The sequence below is a fragment of the Paenibacillus sp. JCM 10914 genome (genome assembly GCF_001315105.1).
Lineage (GTDB): Bacteria > Bacillota > Bacilli > Paenibacillales > Paenibacillaceae > Paenibacillus_AQ.
The window spans coordinates 155960-174307 of the sequence record NZ_BAZR01000005.1; the positions used below are offsets into that span (position 1 = coordinate 155960).

Annotated in this window: 16 protein-coding genes and 4 pseudogenes; 5 read left to right on the forward strand and 15 right to left on the reverse strand. The window is 52.1% G+C overall.

The window, feature by feature from the left end:
* The first annotated feature begins 12 nt into the window (after positions 1–12).
* A pseudogene (locus JCM10914_RS09220) lies at positions 13–1028 on the forward strand (S66 peptidase family protein).
* A 51-nt stretch (positions 1029–1079) separates the two neighbouring features.
* On the opposite strand, the pseudogene JCM10914_RS09225 reads toward JCM10914_RS09220, so the two are convergent.
* Positions 1080–1903, reverse strand: a pseudogene (locus JCM10914_RS09225) (helix-turn-helix domain-containing protein).
* A gap of 136 nt (positions 1904–2039) precedes the next feature.
* Here JCM10914_RS09225 and JCM10914_RS09230 point away from each other — a divergent pair.
* Together JCM10914_RS09230 and JCM10914_RS09235 are read left to right on the forward strand one after the other, a co-directional pair.
* Positions 2040–2813, forward strand: a complete 774-nt coding sequence (locus JCM10914_RS09230) for a sugar phosphate isomerase/epimerase (RefSeq protein WP_023959936.1) — start codon at positions 2040–2042, stop codon at positions 2811–2813.
* A 24-nt stretch (positions 2814–2837) separates the two neighbouring features.
* On the forward strand, positions 2838–3857 hold the full coding sequence (locus JCM10914_RS09235; RefSeq protein ID WP_023959938.1) for a Gfo/Idh/MocA family protein: 1020 nt from the start codon (positions 2838–2840) through the stop codon (positions 3855–3857).
* A gap of 63 nt (positions 3858–3920) precedes the next feature.
* Here JCM10914_RS09235 and JCM10914_RS09240 read toward each other — a convergent pair.
* From JCM10914_RS09240 to JCM10914_RS09275, 11 genes and pseudogenes are all read right to left on the reverse strand, one after another.
* A pseudogene (locus JCM10914_RS09240) lies at positions 3921–4805 on the reverse strand (glycoside hydrolase family 43 protein).
* Between the two features lie 23 nt (positions 4806–4828).
* Positions 4829–6481, reverse strand: a complete 1653-nt coding sequence (locus tag JCM10914_RS09245; RefSeq protein WP_023959942.1) for a glycoside hydrolase family 37 — start codon at positions 6479–6481, stop codon at positions 4829–4831.
* A gap of 44 nt (positions 6482–6525) precedes the next feature.
* A complete protein-coding gene (locus JCM10914_RS09250) occupies positions 6526–7845 on the reverse strand; it encodes an ABC transporter substrate-binding protein (protein ID WP_023959944.1) in 1320 nt (439 codons plus the stop codon).
* Between the two features lie 65 nt (positions 7846–7910).
* Positions 7911–8756, reverse strand: coding sequence for a carbohydrate ABC transporter permease (locus tag JCM10914_RS09255; protein ID WP_023959946.1), 846 nt, complete (start codon positions 8754–8756; stop codon positions 7911–7913).
* A gap of 5 nt (positions 8757–8761) precedes the next feature.
* Positions 8762–9676 (reverse strand): carbohydrate ABC transporter permease, encoded by a 915-nt coding sequence (locus tag JCM10914_RS09260; RefSeq protein ID WP_023959948.1) that lies wholly within the window; start codon positions 9674–9676, stop codon positions 8762–8764.
* Between the two features lie 125 nt (positions 9677–9801).
* The gene (locus tag JCM10914_RS29965) at positions 9802–10263 is read right to left on the reverse strand and encodes a helix-turn-helix transcriptional regulator (RefSeq protein WP_023959950.1); all 462 of its coding nucleotides are present in this window, start codon (positions 10261–10263) and stop codon (positions 9802–9804) included.
* The gene (locus JCM10914_RS29970; RefSeq protein ID WP_231638592.1) at positions 10239–11282 is read right to left on the reverse strand and encodes a response regulator; all 1044 of its coding nucleotides are present in this window, start codon (positions 11280–11282) and stop codon (positions 10239–10241) included. The genes JCM10914_RS29965 and JCM10914_RS29970 overlap by 25 nt, the downstream gene beginning before the upstream one ends.
* Positions 11243–11410 carry a response regulator gene (locus tag JCM10914_RS29975; RefSeq protein ID WP_023959954.1) on the reverse strand — a complete coding sequence of 56 codons (168 nt, stop codon included), beginning with the start codon at positions 11408–11410 and terminating at the stop codon, positions 11243–11245. The genes JCM10914_RS29970 and JCM10914_RS29975 overlap by 40 nt, the downstream gene beginning before the upstream one ends.
* The gene (locus JCM10914_RS29980; protein WP_023959956.1) at positions 11388–12404 is read right to left on the reverse strand and encodes a sensor histidine kinase; all 1017 of its coding nucleotides are present in this window, start codon (positions 12402–12404) and stop codon (positions 11388–11390) included. The genes JCM10914_RS29975 and JCM10914_RS29980 overlap by 23 nt, the downstream gene beginning before the upstream one ends.
* Before the next feature lie 50 nt (positions 12405–12454).
* Complete coding sequence (locus tag JCM10914_RS29985; protein ID WP_023959958.1) at positions 12455–13201, reverse strand: cache domain-containing protein; 747 nt, start codon at positions 13199–13201, stop codon at positions 12455–12457.
* Between the two features lie 114 nt (positions 13202–13315).
* Positions 13316–14604, reverse strand: a pseudogene (locus JCM10914_RS09275) (Gfo/Idh/MocA family oxidoreductase).
* Between the two features lie 132 nt (positions 14605–14736).
* Here JCM10914_RS09275 and JCM10914_RS09280 point away from each other — a divergent pair.
* On the forward strand, positions 14737–15309 hold the full coding sequence (locus tag JCM10914_RS09280; protein WP_023959964.1) for an AraC family ligand binding domain-containing protein: 573 nt from the start codon (positions 14737–14739) through the stop codon (positions 15307–15309).
* Positions 15306–15596: a helix-turn-helix domain-containing protein gene (locus tag JCM10914_RS29990; protein WP_023959966.1), complete on the forward strand. Its 291-nt coding sequence runs from the start codon at positions 15306–15308 to the stop codon at positions 15594–15596. Before JCM10914_RS09280 ends, JCM10914_RS29990 begins: the two co-directional genes overlap by 4 nt.
* Before the next feature lie 3 nt (positions 15597–15599).
* On the opposite strand, the gene JCM10914_RS29995 is transcribed toward JCM10914_RS29990, so the two are convergent.
* The 3 genes from JCM10914_RS29995 to pgmB form a co-directional block, all read right to left on the reverse strand.
* Positions 15600–15923: a hypothetical protein gene (locus JCM10914_RS29995; protein ID WP_023959968.1), complete on the reverse strand. Its 324-nt coding sequence runs from the start codon at positions 15921–15923 to the stop codon at positions 15600–15602.
* A gap of 181 nt (positions 15924–16104) precedes the next feature.
* Entirely contained in the window at positions 16105–17061 is a 957-nt protein-coding gene (locus JCM10914_RS09290) for a phosphotransferase enzyme family protein (RefSeq protein WP_023959970.1), read from the reverse strand.
* Between the two features lie 604 nt (positions 17062–17665).
* The gene (gene pgmB, locus JCM10914_RS09295) at positions 17666–18343 is read right to left on the reverse strand and encodes a beta-phosphoglucomutase (protein WP_036717503.1); all 678 of its coding nucleotides are present in this window, start codon (positions 18341–18343) and stop codon (positions 17666–17668) included.
* Positions 18344–18348 lie beyond the last annotated feature (5 nt).

Consider the following 18348-nt stretch of genomic DNA (forward strand, 5'->3'; position numbering starts at 1 on the left):
AGGAGTGAATGGATGAGATACCCGGTATTGCAAGCAGGAGCCACCATTGGCATAACTGCCCCTTCGTCAGGGGTACAGACGGAATTGCATGATCTGCTTGAACGTTCGATCGAACGTATGAAGCTGGAAGGATTCAACGTCATCTGCGGAGAGACGATTTGGACGCAAGACAAAGCCAAGTCTGCACCTGCAAGGGTCCGTGCTGCCGAATTGAACGACATGATGAGAGATGCTGAGATTAGCCTAGTTATCCCGCCTTGGGGCGGTGAGCTTCTGATCGAGATTTTGGAACATCTGGATTTCGAATATTTTCAGAGCAAGTGGCTTCTGGGTTACTCCGATCTGAGCGTGCTGCTGTTGGCGTTCACCTTAAAGACTGGTATTGCCACGGCTCATGGCACCAATCTCATCGAGTTAAGGGGAGAGTCTTCCGACGCGACGTCAGCGAAGTGGCACGCCGTCTTATCGACCGGAGCAGGCGAATCCATCATCCAATATTCATCGCCCGAGTATCAGAAGGCTTGGGATCACGATAATCCGTCGCCCTACGTATATCACCTGACAGAGCCGACCTATTGGCGGACGGTTCAAGACACGCGCGTCGAACTTCAGGGGCGCTTGCTTGGCGGTTGCATCGATGTGATCCGGCATCTCATCGGCACGCCGTTCGGCGATGTACAACAATTCCAGCAGCATCATATCCATAACGAACCGATTCTGTGGTACTTAGAGAATTGCGAGCTATCAACCACGGATTTACGCAGATCGCTTCGCTGGTGCAGATGAAGCTGGCGGGTTGGTTTGATCATTGTACGGGCGTGCTATTCGGAAGAAGCGGTGCCAACCAACCGATAAACGATTATACTGCGGAGGACATATATCGTGAATTATATGAAGAATTGCAGGTTCCGATTGTCTACGATATGGATTGTGGTCATGTTCCGCCGCAGATCACCTTTGTTAACGGTGCGTACGCGGAAATTGAGGTTGAAGACGGCAAGGGCGTCGTCAAACAAATCTTCAAATAACAACGGTTGCTTCAAGAGGGGGTATGATAGCAGAGCCCCTCTTGATTATGTTTAGTCAAACGTGCGTTCTCCCGGGTTAGCTGGGACGGTAGCCTTTTCCCGGAATTTAACGGGGGACATCCCGTAATTGGCACGGAATACTCGGTGAAAATACGAATAGCTCGCAAAGCCGCAGGTCTCTGCGATTTCCTCCAGCGTCATGGTGCTATACTTGATTCGCTCGACGGCTGCATTCAGCCTGATTTCCAGCGCATACTGGATCATCGTCTTGCCGTAATACTCCTTGAATAGCTTTACCGCTCGGGACAAGCTGAGTCCAACATGTGAGGCCGCTTCCTCCAGTTTGAATGTCAAGGTGGCATGTTCCTCCACGAAGCGCTTGAGGCGCAGGGCGGTGAAGGCGAGTCGATCCGTCGGCTTGATCTCACTGATCGCACGATCCAGATAAAGGCAGAGGCTTCGCAGCAGGTAGTCGGTCAACTCCCCGTGCTTTTCTTCCAGGCTGCGGCGTTTCTCCAGCAGCATCTGTCGCCATAATCCGAGCAGTTGGTCGTCGACCCCGGTATGGCTGACTACGGGACGAGCCTGGCGTGTCCACCATTCATCAATCCAGGCGCCGTCGCAAAATATGTAGTAATCTCCACTGGACACGCGCCCATCCTGGCCTTCATCCTTTACGCGCAGTTCGTATTCGTCACCGGGCTTGAGCAGAAGCAGATCGCCTGTCTGCACGAGATGTTCGACACCGTTGCAGTAAACTTCGCAGGAGCCTTCCGTCTGCAAACGGAAAAGATAGGTTGTTAATCCCCCGCGGTGCTGGTGCTGAATTGTTGAAAGTGATAGGAGTAATCGCAGATCAGCAGTCTAGCGTCCATATTGGTGATAACCTCCAGTAAAAATATAAGCAGATAGTTCATGTTGCAGCCATATTGTTTATGTTCATTTTAGCCCATTTCCATGTATGATAGTAGCAGATTGAGCAATCATTTTTTGAATAGAGGTGCGCTAACAATGAGAAGAATGAATATCGGTTTGCAGTTGTATACCCTGCGTGATGAGACGGCACAGGATTTCCGCGGAACGCTCCGCAAAGTCGCTGAACTTGGGTATGAAGGCGTTGAGTTTGCGGGTTATGGCGACATTCCGGCTGAAGAAATGAAAACGCTTCTAGATGAGCTCGGTTTGAAGGCTATCGGCAGTCATGTTGGATTGCATCTTCTTCGCGAAGATTTACAGAAGGAAATCGATTATCTGAAGACGATTGGCGCTAAATATATGATGTGTCCTTATGTTGCTGAAGAGGACCGCAAGGATGCCGAGGATTGGAAGAACCTGTTCTCCTTCCTGGCGGAAGTTGGTGCGGAGGCACGCAAGCAAGGTCTGGTCTTCGGTTACCACAATCATGATTTCGAGTTTACAGCCTCGGTTGACGGTGAATTCGTGTTTGACGCGATGTACAACGCGACCAAGCCTGAAGACGTTCAAGTCGAGATGGACGTGTGTTGGGTTCAGTTCGCGGGACAGGATCCGCTGAAGTACATTCCGAAGTACGCTGGACGTTTGCCGCTGCTTCATCTGAAGGATTTCAGCAAGGATGCCGAAGGCAACATGAAGACGCTGGAACTTAGCCAAGGTTCCGTAGATCTGAAGGGCGTTATTCAAGCCGCATCCGATGCTGGCACGGAATGGCTGATCGTCGAGCAGGACGTATGTCAGAATCCACCGCTGCAAAGCGTAGAGAACAGCATAAACTGGGTCAAACAAAACTATCTAAACCAATTCTAATTTATTGATAAAAGGAGACTTTCCATGAGCAAAATTAGAGTAGCTGTCTTCGGCTGCGGCGCGATCGCCCAGCGTAGACATATCCCGGAGTACGCAAATAATGAGAATGTGGAACTGGTAGCTTTCGCCGATCCGGTTAAGGAACGCGCTGAAGAAATGGCCGCGCAATATGGCGGGAATGCTTATACCGACTATCAAGAGCTTCTGAAGAACGAGAAGCTTGACGCCGTTAGCGTATGTACGCCTAACTACCTGCACGCACCCATGAGTATTGCCGCAGCCAACGCAGGACTGCATGTATTGGTTGAGAAGCCAATGGCAGCATCGACTGAAGAAGGAGAGCGTATGATTGAGGCTGCCCGTAAGAACGGGGTATACCTGATGGTGGGTCACAATCAGCGTCTGATGCCTCCACATGTGAAGGCGAAGGAGATTTTGGATTCCGGCAAGCTTGGTAAAGTTCTGACTTTCCGCACGTCTTTCGGACATGGTGGTCCAGAAGGCTGGAGTCTCGATGGACGTGACAGCTGGTTCTTCCGTAAAGAAGAAGCGGTTATGGGTGCTATGGGTGATCTCGGCGTGCACAAATCCGATTTCATCCGCTATTTGCTGAATGATGAAATCGTGGAGGTTGCCGGTTTCATCGGAACGGTTCATAAAGAAGGAACGGATGTGGACGACAACGCAACGTGTATCGTTCGCATGAAGAGCGGTGCGGTTGGCACGTTGATGGCGAGCTGGACTCACTACAGAGCCGGTGACAACGGTACAGTCTTGTGGTGTGAGAAGGGTGCTTTGAAGATCGGTACAGATAACGGTGACGAGGTTATAGTGGAATTGACCGACGGTACGGTGGAAACTTACAAGGTGGGCGCGATGGCCACCAACGAGAAGCAAGTACCGAGCGGCGTGATCGACGCGTTTGTGGAATCGATTCTGACAAACACGCCTCCTAGCATTTCTGGTGAGGAAGGACTGCGTTCCCTGAATGTAATCTTGGGTGCGTTCGAATCGCAAGATACAGGTAAAATTGTGAAGCTGTAATTTGAAGATATGAGAGGGGCTGGACCGACGATTATTGTCGGACCAGCCCCTCTGTTTGTTTATTCACTTGATGTTCACCTGAACGCTATCACCCGTCTCTTCAACTTCGATAAAGATCGGACGTTCATCCGGCGTCTGGTTAGGAGTATGCACGGTTAGGACAAGCTGCCCATCCCATTTCCTGAACAACATACCGTGCCCTCCGTCGCTCGAATAGAGCGGTTCAGCATCCTGCTCCCACGGCCCCTCGATGTCGCCGGATTGTGATTGGGCAATGCTAGAGCGTAACTACCGTTCACGAAGCTCGCCCACAGCAATAAGAGCGTGCCTGCCGAAGTCCGGTGCAGGAAAGGGCCGTCGGTCACATAATTCCCCGATCCGGGAAAGCGGGGGGAATGGAATGGCGTCGTCCATGGCGCTTCCGATGCCCGGAACAGCGTGACCGGCTCGGATACGGCTTCCTTCAAGTCCTGACTGAGTCGCATCGCACAAATCTCGCCGTCGCCGACCTGCTGCCATTCGTGGCAGAAGACCATCCAGGGCTGGCGCTGATCGTCGATATACAGCGTGCCGTCCAGCGAACTCCACTCCTTCGGTGTCAAAGGACCGTCACTGTGAAGCGTAAACGGACCCGTTGGCTGCGCTGCTGTTAAAACCGCGGTTCCGAGCAGATCATTGTCTTTTCTGCGGAAAGTGGCAAACATCATGTAGCGGCCATCATATGCGTAGACCTCGGGCGCCCAGAAGTTGACGTCGGAGAAGAATCCCTCCGGTTTACGGAATACGTTGATCGGACCTTCCCAATCCACGAGATCCCGGCTCGTATAAACGTTAAAGCCATTGCCTTCCTTCCAGATATTCTTGTCCGTGCTGCCGTACATATAGTATGTCTGCTGCTCGGGAATCGGAAGAATGTAGATCCCGAAGCTGAATGTCTTGCGTTTTCATAAGAGCGGATACCTCCTGCGTGATTAGCGGTAGGCGGGATAGATGATGCCGATATCCCGTTCGGTCGTCAGTTGTCCGTCCGTGTATCGCTGCATCTCGTTGCCTTTGATACGGAACGGAATAGCATTCCCTTGATAGTGGAGTTCGCCTTCGACATCCCGGACACTCATACCGATCAGTCCGGTCAGATGGCCCGCCATGTCGGTAACGATTCGAATGCCGGCCGGTCCTTGAAGATAGAGCTCGCCGTCACGATAGATGGAGACAAGATCCGGGGTATTGACCAGTTCGAACGTAACGCCTGCAACGGTTCTGCTGTAGGCTGTATTGTGAGCGACCTCTTCGCCGTGATCCATGTCGATGGGAAGCAAACCGGTGAACCATAACGCTTCTCCGTCTACCGGCATAATGCCGCATAAGCGTTCCACGTAGTCCAGCAGGCAGAGAATGGATGGTGAATACGTCTCCGTGAAGCCTTCTTCGCCCGTCCACGGACTGATTGCTTGAGAGAAACGCTCTGCCTTCGAAAGTGAAGAGAGGATCGAGTACAGCACCCACGTCAATTCCACATAGCGATGATGGTGTTCGAATGCATGCGGCGCCCTGATCAAGCTCAAGAAGTTGGAGGCTCCGCCCCAGCTGTTATACGTCGAGAACGGATCGAATCTCGGGTCGTCCATGGATAGCGACGTGAACGGGAATCTGGCAAAAAATTTGCTCGTATTCAGCAAATACTTGCGCAGCATCTGATCGAACAGCTCCCGGTCACCGACCTCGCAAGCCAGCACGCGCAGTAGGACATCGGATTGTACCCGTACGAATTCATCGTTTCGGTCGCGGTCATAGAAGAACATGTCCTCTTCATCGTAACAGTATTGAAGCAGGCTATTCAGGCTGTCTGCGGCTTTATCTTCCCATGCCTTAGCGGAAGCGGAGTCGTCGAGTTCTTCAGCCATACGTGCCAGATAAGTTCGTTGACAGTAGATGTTGGCGGTCAGATCCGGGGCCAGAAACGGCAGAATCGGAGAGTCCGGATGGTAAGCCGAAGAATCACCCATATAAGGGGTGTCTGGAACGTGCCAGAATCTTGGTGACAGATCATGCCCCGTATCAAACGTGCTGAATGCCTCCACACAGCCTGTACCGCGCGTATTGCGATTTGCAGCGATCCATTCATCATATTGCGTCATGGCGTCATACATCGTCTTCAGGAACTCGGTGTCTTTGCCATGAAGCTGATAATGATGCCATACGCTTCGCGCAAGCGGCGTAACGAGCTGAATCTGTCGGTAGGAAGGACCGTTTGCCGTCAGTTTATAGGGCAGCAGCCCGTCTTCTCTCTGATGCTTCGCGAAGGCCAGATACGTCGTTTGGGAGACGGAGGGAATGAAGCGTGATAACAGCTCCGCGTTGATGGTGCCCGTACTCTCTAACCAGCAGCCAAGATAAATACCGCCCTCTTGAAGAATAGGAGCGCTGCCGTTCATAGGAACGATGCAGCGCATCAGCTTTTCAATTGCGTGATAATAGGTGTCCTGGAGTCGTCCACCGGAAGCGGCAAAACGAATGTCAGCTCGCTGCCATTCGCTTAGCAAGTTATGGTCTTCCGGTTTCACCGGCTGCACCCGATGTCCGGCAGGCATCTGGCGCAGCTGGTTCAACAAGGAATCGTTCATGGGATCCTCCTTCATGGACGAGGATGATGATTCATGTCGCCCTGTTATTGTTGATTGGTCTCAAAGATACGAATCGTGCCATTATAGAAGTCGTTAACGGCTTGCTCAACATTCTTGCGGCCGAAGCCGATTTCTTGCGTGGTTGTCTGCGCCAGCTTGGAGAATTCCGCGAATCCTGGCGGGTTGTAACTTACATCGAAAGGCTCGGTCTTGGTCGCCTCAGATACGAGACTTGTGTAATTGTACACAATCTCCTCAACTGGACTTGCATCTTCCTGCAGGATCGTGCGGTTGGCTTCGGTAACCGGAACCCCGCGATCATTGCCCAGAATCCGGGCAGCATCCGGGTCATTGATCCAGAAGTCCATCAGAATGGCAGCTTCTTTCGGATGCTTGGTATTGGCATAAGCGGACAAGCCTTGACTGGATTCAAACACGACGCCGGTGCCCTTAGGTCCGCGAGGTACAGGATGCAGAATCAACGGATCTTCCGTCAGGCTCTGGAATGCAGCCAGTTGATTGGAAGGAAGCAGGCTCATAGCCGCCTTGCCCGTGATCAGAAGAGATTTGCTTGTATCGTCATGTGGTGCGGATACCTGCAGCTCAGGCGTAACGACTCCACCTGTTTCGGTAGCCTCTTCCCAGTATTCGAACCATTCCAGGATGTCGGCTTGCTCGAATCCAAGCGTACCGTTCTCCATGTCATAGAGCTGCTTGCCACGCTGTTTCAGATAGATGTCCATGCCGTCAACCGTGAAGTTATACGTACCGAACATTCCACTGCCGAGCTTATCGGACAGCTCTTTGCTGACGGCGGCGAATTCATCCCAATCCCAGTCTTGTTCAGGCAACGGGACGCCGGCTTGCTCGAATAGTGCCGTATTAATAACGATGCCTCTAGCGTTGGCACCAGCAGAGATATGCTGCATCTTTCCGTCGATCCGGCCGTAATCCACCATGGTTGTATCCATATCGTCCAGGTTTAGCTCAGTGCCGACATAAGGCTCCAAGTCCAGCAATACGTTCTTCTTGGCGTAATCGACGACGTTACCGCCGAGGAAAAAGACATCCGCTGCCGTGCCGGAAGCAAGCTGCGTATTCAGTTTGTCGAAATATCCCGAGGAAGGCGAGAATTCGCCAACGATTTTAATATTCGGATGCTTCTCTTGAAATACCTGTATAGCTTCATTCGTAATATCTGCGCGTTTTTGGTCACCCCACCACATCATGCGCAACTCGACTTGGCCGCCAGCATCGGTTCCTTGCTCTGCATCTCCGGTAGCGCCGGTATGATCTGTTCCAGAACAGGCTGTAACGAACAACATGAGTGTAGCGAGCGTTCCAACCATCAATCGTTTTAACATGTTAAGATTCCCCCCGGTTCTAAGAATGTATTGTATTCATGTTTTTCTATCCATTAATGCTTGCCCTATTTCAAGCCTGTGGTTGCAATACCTTCAAGGAAGTACCGCTGGAACACGAGGAAGATGATAGTGACAGGCAGCAATGACAAGGTAGACATCGCGAGCAGTGCACCCCAATCCGATTGACCTGAAGGGTCGAACAAGGAGCGAATGCCGAGTTGAACGGTAAATAGATCAATGTTGCTCAGGTAGATCATCTGGCTGAAGAAGTCATCCCAGCTCCAGATGAAGGTGAAGATCGCCGTTGTGATCAGCGCAGGTACCAAGAGCGGCACCACGATCCGAAAAAAGATTTGCCGCTGACCGCAGCCGTCGATGGTGGCACTCTCATCCAGCTCCCGCGGAATCCCGCGGATGAACTGTACCATCAGTAGAATGAAGAAAGAGTCTTGAGCCAGCCACTTAGGCAGAATGAGCGGAAAATACGTATTGATCCACTGCAGTTCGTTATAGAGAATGTACTGAGGTACCAAGGTCACGTGGTACGGCAGCATGATCGTGACCAGCATGATGCTGAACAGAATACCTTTAAATTTGAACTTAAGCCTGGAGAAGGCATAAGCCGCAAGGGAACATGAGATCACGTTTCCGATTACGCTAAGCACGGAGATCAGCAACGAGTTGCTGAAGAATCGGCCGAACGATATACCTTGCAGCCCTTTCCAGCCGTTCACATAATGATCAAGCGTGAAGGCTGTCGGAATCAGACTTGTATTGGTAAAGATGAGATGATTCGGTTTAAATGAGCTGACAACCAGCCATAGGACCGGATAGAGCATCAACAACCCGAGGAGGATAATGGCTGCGTGTCTGCCGGCTTGAACCAGTCGTCGCTTGAGTGGTGTGTCCATTATCTCTACCTCCCTTCCTGGTTATCCCCGTAGAATACCCAGTATTTCGATGTGATGAAGACGATGGCCGTAAATACGCCAAGGATAAGCAGCATAATCCATGCCAGGGCTGAAGCGTAACCCATATCGAAGAATGAGAATCCTTTCAGGTATAAATACAGCGTATAGAACATCGTGGCATCGAGCGGTCCGCCGCGGCCATCCCCGATGACGTAGGCTGGGGTAAAGGCTTGGAAAGAGTTAATCATGCTCATGATCAGGTTGAAGAAGATGACAGGCGAGAGCATGGGCAGCGTAATGCTGAAGAACTGCTTCACCTTGCCAGCTCCATCCACGCCCGAAGCCTCGTACAAGTCCGCAGGAATCTGCTTGAGACCCGCGAGGAATATGACCATTGCGGAGCCGAACTGCCAGATGGACAATGTGATAATGGTGTAGACAACGTAATCCGGATGGGCGATCCAGGAAGGACCTACAATGCCGAACCAATTCAGGAATTGGTTAACTAATCCGTCTCCGTCAAAAATTTGACGCCATACGATCGCAATCGCTACACTTCCGCCTAGCAGGGATGGAATATAGTACACGGTCCGGTAAATGCCGAGTCCGCGGATGCCCCGATTAAGTGCCATGGCGACGAGCAGGGCGAACGCAAGCCGGAGCGGAACAGACAGGAACACATAATAGAATGTAAGCCATAACGATCTGCGGAACGTATCGTCTTCCGTAAAGATCGTGACGTAATTGCTAAGTCCCGTCCAAGTTGGCGATGACAGCAGATTGAATTTGGTCATGGATAAGTATAGCGACGCAATCATCGGCCCGAGCGTCAGACAGAATAAGCCGATCAGCCAAGGTAAGAGAAATAGATAGGCCGTCTTATTCTGCTGTCCGTACAAGGGCTTGGACAACTTCTTCATAGTGTGCCTCCCTCCAAAATGATGACAGAGGACATATCCACCACTAGCGCTATTGTAGCCGCTTACAATTGTGGGTTATCGTCCCGGTAAATTCATCATACCGGGACGGGGAGGAAGGAGGAATCTCATTTCTTCGGATCATGACCATCAATTTCTTCGGATTGCTTGCTGCGGTAGTCGGTTGGACTCATATGGAACATCTTTTTGAATTTGGAGCTGAAGTAGCTGGGTGATGAGAACCCGGCCAGTTCGGCGATATCCCACACGGTTAATTGGGTCTCCGTAAGCAGACGAACCGCCTGCTTCATGCGGACTTCGGTTACATATTGGATAAAGGACACACCCGCCTCCTCTTTGAACATTTCCGAGAAATAGGTCGGGTGGTAGTTATACTGCTCTGCGAGTGAGGTCAGTGTTAACTCCTGCATGTAATTCTCCTCGATGTAGCGCTTGGCCGCATCAATCCGGGTTATTTCAGGATGGGATGGGGCCTGCTGCCGGGATACGAGGTCCGCGGCCATCTGCATAAGAAATCCTTCGGCTTGATCGGGGGTTTCCAGTATCAGTGCCATTCGGGAGATGACCATATAGGCGCTCGCTCCGGTGTATAACCAATGAATTCGGCAGCCGCCGTTTCCATCAACAGCGAGATTTGAAAGATGCTTCGCACTAAGCGCGAAGGCGATATTCGGGCTGCCTCGCGAAGTTCTTGCCGGATCATCAGCCGGAACGTCACCAGATCGCCCTTACTTAGGCATTTCTGTAATATGCGGCTTGTCTCCTCCGGTAATAGCGGGCTACGGTCTGCCACGGCAGTGCGGCCGCCGACTGCTCCCGGACCGCTATGGCGTATCTCCACATTCCAGGCCAGTAAGGCGTACATATAACCTTCCTTCCAGGCGGAAAATCCCTTGACTGGTTGACCGATGCTGATCTGAACATCGATATTTAGATAGGAGTTGGCCTGTTGCTTAAGTCTCTCCGCAAACACGCGTTGTGTACCGCCTATGGCGACGAAGTGCATGAAGCCCGGATATGCGGGATCGTGAAAAATCTGAATCGTCTGGTGATAGGTCTGCGCAATTTCGTGGCAGACCATCTGGAACGGCAGGCGCAGCTGAACGGGTGTGCGCCCTAACTCGCTTGGTTCTTGCTTGGCATCTTGCATGCCAGCCGTAACGAAGCAGACCTCTTGCTCCTGCCAGGCATCCAGATCGAACAGTCGCACACGTTCCGGGATGGAGGAGATGGGAAGCTGTTTGCCTTTGACCAGGTCAAGCAGGAATCGCTCTTTCATCTCCTTGTAATATTGAGACAATTGCCACTGCATCGTCTCGGATTCATCTCGGACCACACGCTCCTTATCCAGTGCATGCTTAATCTTGATCAGCGCCGATTTCAGATCGTCCCTCGTGACCGGCTTTAGCAGATAATCCATTGCCTGATTGCGGACACCGGCTCTTGCGTATTGAAAATCTTCATAACCCGTGATGATGATAACTTGAAGGGACGGGCTGTTATGGCGGCAGATATCCAGCAGACCGACACCATCCATGACAGGCATGTTCATATCCGTAACGAGCAGATCATACCGCCGTGAAGCCAATAGACTCTTGCTTCGAGACCGTTGCTCGCCTCGCCCGTAATCCGAAATCCGATCTCTTCCCAATCTACCTTGAGTTTCAGTCCTTCACGAACTTCTATTTCGTCATCAGCAATCAATACGTTGTACATGACTCTCCTCCTGTACCGGTAGGATCAGTTCCATGCAGGTTCCTCCTGCCTCGCTCGTCCGGATTTGAACGGTGAACAAATCGCCGTAGTGCAGCCTGCAGCGTGCAATGACATTTCCGAGTCCGATATGCCAGCTGCGATTGTTCAGAATGGGATCGAGTTGAGAAGGGGACTCGGGATTCTGTACGCGCTCGATTACATCCGGCGGCATGCCCGGACCGTTGTCCGACACGAGAAGACGCAGCTGTCCGCCATTTCTCACGACGCGAACATCGACCCAAGCCGCAGGCTGATGGCGGAAACTGTATTTGACAGCATTCTCAATCAGCGGCTGAAGAATGAATTTGATCATCACCAGCGAATCAAGCTTACCCTCTTCCGAGACGGCTATCTCCAGCTTTTGTCCAAAACGGGTTTGTAATATAGCAATGTAATGGCGGACAAAGGCAAGTTCTTCACTTACCGCCACGCGGTCATCGTTGGTGTTCATGGAGAAGCGCATCATTTTGCCCAGATCCTCGACCACCTGCACGGTGTCATCGGTCCGGCGCTGCATGGCCAGACTGCTGACGAGTTCCAGCGTATTGAACATGAAATGCGGGTTGATCTGCATGAGCAGCGCTTTGTACTCGGCTTGCTGGCGCAGCAGCTTGAGTTCGAATTCGTTCTGAATATGCTGTCTTAGTCGATCAATCATATAGCGGAAGGTCGAGATGACGTAACTGATCTCACTCTTCACGTTCTTGTCGGGCGGTAGCAGGGTTTCAGCCTGATCGAAGCCGCCGCGCTGAACCTGCCTCATGGCAAGCACGAGTTGGGTCAACGGCTTCGTAACTCCGTAAGATAACCAGGCGGCTGCTAATAGTGCCAGCGCAATCAGCACGATGGTGACGATGATGATCGTGCTTTGCAGTCGATGCAGAGAAGAATACAGTTCCTTCTCGGGAGCCAGCCCGGCCAGCATCCAGCCGGTGCGACCCAGTTTTTTGTACACCAGGATATCCCGTTCGCCCGAATCATTCGTCAGATAGGATACACCCGATTTCAGCGGCTGATGCGAATGCGGTCGATTTCTTCGGTCGCTCCTGATCCAAGCTCCTGGGTCTGCTGGGAGAGGATAGGGTCTCCTTGCTCATTGAACAGGAAGATCGTGCTGCTCTTGGCCAAGTGAATACGGCTTAGCGGTTCAAGGAAGTAAGATTCACTCACGTTGATCTTCATGACACTCCGAGCGGTGGCATGATGGAAGGTCCCGATGGGCATCAGCATGCTGACCACCGGATTCCCGTGGTCCCGTACCCGTTCGTGCTGATCCATGTGAGCGGCCAGCCAGCGTTCACCGGAGGTGAAGAAGTTCTGATACCAGGACTCTTCCAGAAAGGCCGGTTCATATTCGACCTGATTCTCGCCACCCACCCGCAGCCCGTCCCTACGGTAGATGGATACGTCGGATATACTGGTATAACTGTTGGTGGCTTGCGTCAGAAATCGGCTCATGGTCAAGTTGGAGAGCATTTTCTCTCCATCGGGCAGGAGGGGATCCTGAATATGGCTTTCCCAGTTCTTCGTCATATCACTATTGAATACAAGCGAGGCTACATCATAGATTTGCATCTGTACCATATCTACATACGCGCCGTATTCCTCCATCTTCTCCAGGGCAGAGGATTCGATGTACGATCGAATAACCGCCCGCGCTTCGCTATAGAGCAAGTAGGAGAGCGTTCCGAAAGAGAGGATGAACAGGACGACGATCAGGGCAATGAGCCGGCTTTTTAATGAGAAAAACATAGATTCCCTCCTTCACCTTGAGCTGGATTCTGGGTGGTAAGAGCAGAAAAAGGCTGCGTGAAATCACGCAGCCTTTTTCTGCAATGCTACATTATAACCCTGCCTGTACGGTGATCAGAACCGAACCAGATTTTGAATTTGTACAGGCAGACCGGTTGCGATGGCACGGTTGGCTGCAATTCCTGTTAGTATGGATCTCGCACCGTCGATATGATTAGCGGCACGGGCGTACGGATCTTCGGCTGGTTCGCCGAACAGATCGTTCAAGAGGACCGGATCGCCTCCGCCATGACCGCCTGCTTGCTCTTCAACTTCAACCTCGTAAGGCTCATCGAACATCGGAAGTACGCGCAGCGTCTTGCCGACGAGCGCACCTTCAAGCTTCTTGTCGCCTAGTGAATTTACATAAGATTGTTCTACGATGGACATCTCGATTCGGCCCTTGGTACCGTTAATCGCGATCCGGTAGCCTTCCCAAGGCTGGTAAGCGACGAGGGAATACGTCAGAATCGCTTTGTTCCGATAACGGACCAGAACACCCATCGTGTCCTCGATGTTGATGCCGTCCCCGAATACGCTTTGGTCGCGCTGGTAACCATCCTCTTGCTCCGCATCCAGATACATCGCTTTAAGATGGGCGTCTGAGTCCAGATGAAGCGCGAATGGATCGTCTTTAGCCAATTCATTGCCGGTGGCACGATTGTAGAACTGGGTTACGCCGCGTTCTTCGGCGTTCTCCTTACCATAATACATCAGATCGCCAAATGCGAAAACGGTTTCAGGTTGGGATCCGATCCAAAAATTAACAAGATCGAAGTGATGGGTGGACTTATGGACAAGCAGTCCGCCGCTGTTTCGCTTGTCCCGATGCCAACGACGGAAGTAATCGGCGCCATGGCGTGTGTTCAGCAGCCACTCGAAATGGACGGATGTTACTTGTCCAATCGTATCATTCATGATCAGCTCGCGCACCTTCGTATGATGCGGGGCATACCGGTAGTTGAAGGTCACCCGGATATTGCGTCCGGTACGCTTGGCGGCATCCAGGATATGTTGGCATTTCTCTTCATCAATCGTCATCGGCTTCTCGGTGAGACATCGCAGCCGAGCTCCATCGCGCGGATAATGTATTTATGATGGGTGCGGTCGATGCTGGTTACAATGACGAAGTCGGGTTTATGGGTTTCAATCATCTCGTCGAACCGGTCGGATGTATAGGTAGGCACTTCGGGATACTGGTATTTGTCCCGCAGCAGCTGATTGGCGTAATTCATGCGTGTCTGGTTGATATCGCAAAATGCGGTCAGCTCGGACTTATCCCGGAAATTCTCGGCTAACGCGCCATAGAAAAATTCGGCCCGGCCACCGGTACCGACTAGCACATAGCGTTTCTTGTCAGTCATTGATATCGCCTCCTTGAATATAGCTCTAGACTATAACAGGAGCGCATTGTTTTCTCCGCATTTTATGCGTAATCGCTTTCAAAAGCCGCTTATTTTGCTATAATTCAGGAAAAGGGGAAGGGGGCTGAGAGGATGGCGAAGCCGTTCAAGGCGGAATATCATGATGCGGCCGGGTATTTGGATATTGAATATGACCGCCGATTGGGCTATTTCTCGATGACGACTGATCATCTTCACGATCATTACGAGCTGTACTACCTCATGTCAGGCGAACGGATCTATTTCATTAATGACCGTTCCTACCGAGTGAGAGCCGGAGACCTGGTCTTTGTCGACCGGAATGCGGTGCATAAGACGCTGGATAGCGGCAGGCCGGATCATGATCGGATGGTATTTTACATGGGAACGCAACTATTGCGTGAATTGGCCGTCCCGCCAGCGCTCGAATCAGAGTTAATGCGTCCGTTTCGCTGGGAGCTTCCGATCTTAAGGCTTCCTTCGTCCGAGAGCGAGACGGTAGCACGAATTATGGAGCAACTGATCGAAGAGATGATGAATCCGCAAGAGGGGAGCGAGCTGCTACTCCGTCATCGAACGTTCGAGCTGCTGCTGCATGCGAAGCGGCATCATCACAAAGGATGGTACGCTCAGCGGATACGGAGCCGGTCCTTCACCCGAAGACGCAGGCGATCGTACGGTATTTGAACGAGCATTATGCGCGGGCACTGCCCTTGACCGAGGTCGCGGCGACTTTTCGGATCAGCCCCCATTACCTGAGCAGGCTGTTTAAGCAGACGACCGGTTTCGCCTATAGCGATTACCTGAACTTGCTGCGGATCAAGGAAGCGCAGCGGCTGCTGCGGGAGAGCGATCATTCCATTACCGAGATTGCGCTGCAATCGGGCTTCGGGAACTTCTCGCACTTCGGCAAGGTGTTCAAGCGGACGGTGAATATGTCGCCGAGACAGTATCGTCAGCGGTACAGAGGGTAACGTTTATTGAAAAAATCGGCCCATTGGCAGCTCGCGCTTAAAAGTGAAACCGAAGTAGCGATACTCCAATTCAATCCGGCGTATCGGGACCTCGCTCAAGATCCGGACACCATAATTAAGCGGCGTGAGGGCTGTATCTTGGAGTGCGGAACGCTTCTGATCGGCTGTTAACCCAGGTTGTATCGGCATGGCTTGCATATCCATGAACTGAATGTCCGAATTTCCGTCCAGTTCGGTACCGCCGACCAGATGAAGCGAATAACTGACGCCTAGTTCTGCCTTGGCAGGCTGCTCGCCGCCATTGATCCGAACATCTATCAATTCCACATCGTGAACGCCACGGTTGATCGCTTCGAATATAAGGGTATGCTCACCCTCGAATGAGGTGAATCCCCCAACCTGGATGGGTGTCGGTCGGAGGAGGAGCAGGTAAATAAGGGGTACAGCAAGAATAACTCCTATCGTTAGGAAACCCAGCACTCTGTATGGTTTAGCCATTGTCTTCATATCAGATGGATAGCTGGACAACCGATTTCCCGGTCTCGATATCCGCCTTCATCTTGGATAGATAAGTTCGTGTGCGTTCATCCATGTCAGACCAATCGACGAACTTGCTGAAGTAAACGAAAGAATACAGATGGCGATAATTGATGAAAAAAGGGATTTCCTGAATCCATTGCTCGCTCAGCTCGTTTTCCTTTAAGTAACCGGTCATGAACGAGTTGAAGAATCTGGCCGTAAATTCGGCGCGGCGTTGTTCAGGAACGGTCTGAACCGAATGATAGATCGAGATGGCAATATCATAGGCGAACCAGTGGTAGCACGTATCGCCAAAGTCAAAGTAGATTCGTTCATCGTTATGTACGTGAAAATTGTGATGGTGCAGGTCATGGTGAACGATACCGTACCCATCCTCGTCTTGTGGCAGTTCGTCGAGCTTGTCCATATATTGCTTCCATTTCGTCAATACGGCTTCACCCGCAGCGCTTGGGAATTCGTCTGTAACAATCACATGCTGATTCCACTGCGGGAAAGCCATGCGATGAATGAGTTCCGCCGAATCTTGCTTGCCCAGCTTATGCATTCTGCCCAAATCACGCCCCCATTGCTCGACCACGGCATAATTCGATTCCAGATTTGTAAGCGGCGCGCCTGGAGCTTTGGCGAAGGCGATGGCATAATACGTCTTTCCTTCATGGGCAATCTCTTCGATCAGCAGCCCCTCCAGAGAACGAATAGAGGCGGTTACATTCACACCGTGTTCAGCCAGATATGCCATCCAGGTGAGCTCTCGAATGATAGAAGCTTTACGGTATTTGGTCGCATCCAGAAATTTAAGGATGAAGCTGTGGCCGTCCTCTTGCCTGCATTCGTACACATTCTGATCAAATCCTCCGAGTAACTTCATCGTCACAGCTCCATGCGTGAATCTCTGAGCGCCTACATCCAGCACCGTTTGTTCCATCGTGAACTCCCCTTTGTTATGTATTGTTCGTGCGTATGTGTTGCATGACTTTAGTTCATTACAAGTAACTACAGTTACAAGTCTACCCAAGTTACGGACGGGTTGCAAAAAAGGGAGGGGCCGAGTTACTCGCCGCCCGTGGAGCACATAAGTCCCCGAGAGGGACTTGCAGCGACGAAAACGCCGCTCGCAGAGCACACAAGTCCCTGAGAGGGACTTGCAGCAGCGAAAACGCCGCCTGCAGAGCGCACAAGTCCCCGAGAGGGACTTGCAGCAGCGAAAACGCCGCTCGCGGAGCGCACAAGTCCCCGAGAGGGACTTGCAGCGACGAAAACGCCGCTCGCGGAGAGCACAGTCCCGAGAGGGACTTGTGGCGACGAAAACGCCGCTCGCGGAGCACACAAGTCCCTGAGAGGGACATGCGTCCGCGAAAACGCCGCTCGCGGAGCGCATAAGTCCCCGAGAGGGACTAGCAGCGTCAAAATCGCCGCTCGCGGAGCGCACAAGTCCCTGAGAGGGACTTGCAGCTCAGCGTACGAACTCGGAGCTCCACGAGCCTCTAAACAAAAAAGGAGTGCTCCATAAATGGAACACTCCACAAACGTTACTTCTCTGCGAACCGCTGCGCGAGTTCACGGAAATCCAGCTCCGCTGTGCTGGGCAGCACGATGTCCGCATGCGGGAAGTGCACGGCATCGCCCACGGCGACGGCATACATGCCGGCTGCCTTGATGGCGTCCACACCGGATGCCGCATCTTCCACCCCGATGCATTCGCTTGGCTCTGCGCCAAGCTGCTCGGCCGCGGTCAGGAAGATTTCCGGATCCGGTTTGTTGTTCGTCAGCTTCGTCACGTCGACGATGATGTCGAACTGGTCCATGACATCCAGTCGCGTCAAGACGGCAATCGCATTCTTGCTGGCCGATGCAATGCCGGTCGCAAGACCTGCGGCCCGAATGTCGGCCACGAAAGTCATTACGCCGGGCAGCAGATCTGCTGGTGTAATCGTCTCGATCAGCTCGACGTACAGCTTGTTCTTACGGTCAGCGAGCTGTTCCAATTCCGCTGTGGAATAGTCCAGCGGCGTCGCCGCTTGGCTTAGCAGCAGCTTCAAGGAGTCCATGCGAGATACGCCCTTGAGATGCTCGTTGAATTCGCGGGTGAAGGGAATGCCAAGCTCGATGGCAATCGCGTTCCATGCCCGGTAGTGATACTCGGCGGTATCCGTAATGACGCCGTCCAAGTCGAAGATCACGGCCTTCAGTGTTTTTGCTTCACTCATGTTCA

What these genes read in the sequence shown, in the direction of transcription:
- pgmB (WP_036717503.1), bottom strand. Translation starts at nt 18,343, where the DNA reads ATGAGTGAAGCAAAAACACTGAAGGCCGTGATCTTCGACTTGGACGGC.
- JCM10914_RS09235 (WP_023959938.1), top strand. Translation starts at nt 2,838, where the DNA reads ATGAGCAAAATTAGAGTAGCTGTCTTCGGCTGCGGCGCGATCGCCCAG.
- JCM10914_RS29985 (WP_023959958.1), bottom strand. Translation starts at nt 13,201, where the DNA reads ATGTTTTTCTCATTAAAAAGCCGGCTCATTGCCCTGATCGTCGTCCTG.
- JCM10914_RS09280 (WP_023959964.1), top strand. Translation starts at nt 14,737, where the DNA reads ATGGCGAAGCCGTTCAAGGCGGAATATCATGATGCGGCCGGGTATTTG.
- JCM10914_RS09245 (WP_023959942.1), bottom strand. Translation starts at nt 6,481, where the DNA reads ATGAACGATTCCTTGTTGAACCAGCTGCGCCAGATGCCTGCCGGACAT.
- JCM10914_RS09260 (WP_023959948.1), bottom strand. Translation starts at nt 9,676, where the DNA reads ATGAAGAAGTTGTCCAAGCCCTTGTACGGACAGCAGAATAAGACGGCC.
- JCM10914_RS09250 (WP_023959944.1), bottom strand. Translation starts at nt 7,845, where the DNA reads ATGTTAAAACGATTGATGGTTGGAACGCTCGCTACACTCATGTTGTTC.
- JCM10914_RS29975 (WP_023959954.1), bottom strand. Translation starts at nt 11,410, where the DNA reads ATGTACAACGTATTGATTGCTGATGACGAAATAGAAGTTCGTGAAGGA.
- JCM10914_RS09230 (WP_023959936.1), top strand. Translation starts at nt 2,040, where the DNA reads ATGAGAAGAATGAATATCGGTTTGCAGTTGTATACCCTGCGTGATGAG.
- JCM10914_RS09290 (WP_023959970.1), bottom strand. Translation starts at nt 17,061, where the DNA reads ATGGAACAAACGGTGCTGGATGTAGGCGCTCAGAGATTCACGCATGGA.
- JCM10914_RS29965 (WP_023959950.1), bottom strand. Translation starts at nt 10,263, where the DNA reads ATGGTCATCTCCCGAATGGCACTGATACTGGAAACCCCCGATCAAGCC.
- JCM10914_RS09255 (WP_023959946.1), bottom strand. Translation starts at nt 8,756, where the DNA reads ATGGACACACCACTCAAGCGACGACTGGTTCAAGCCGGCAGACACGCA.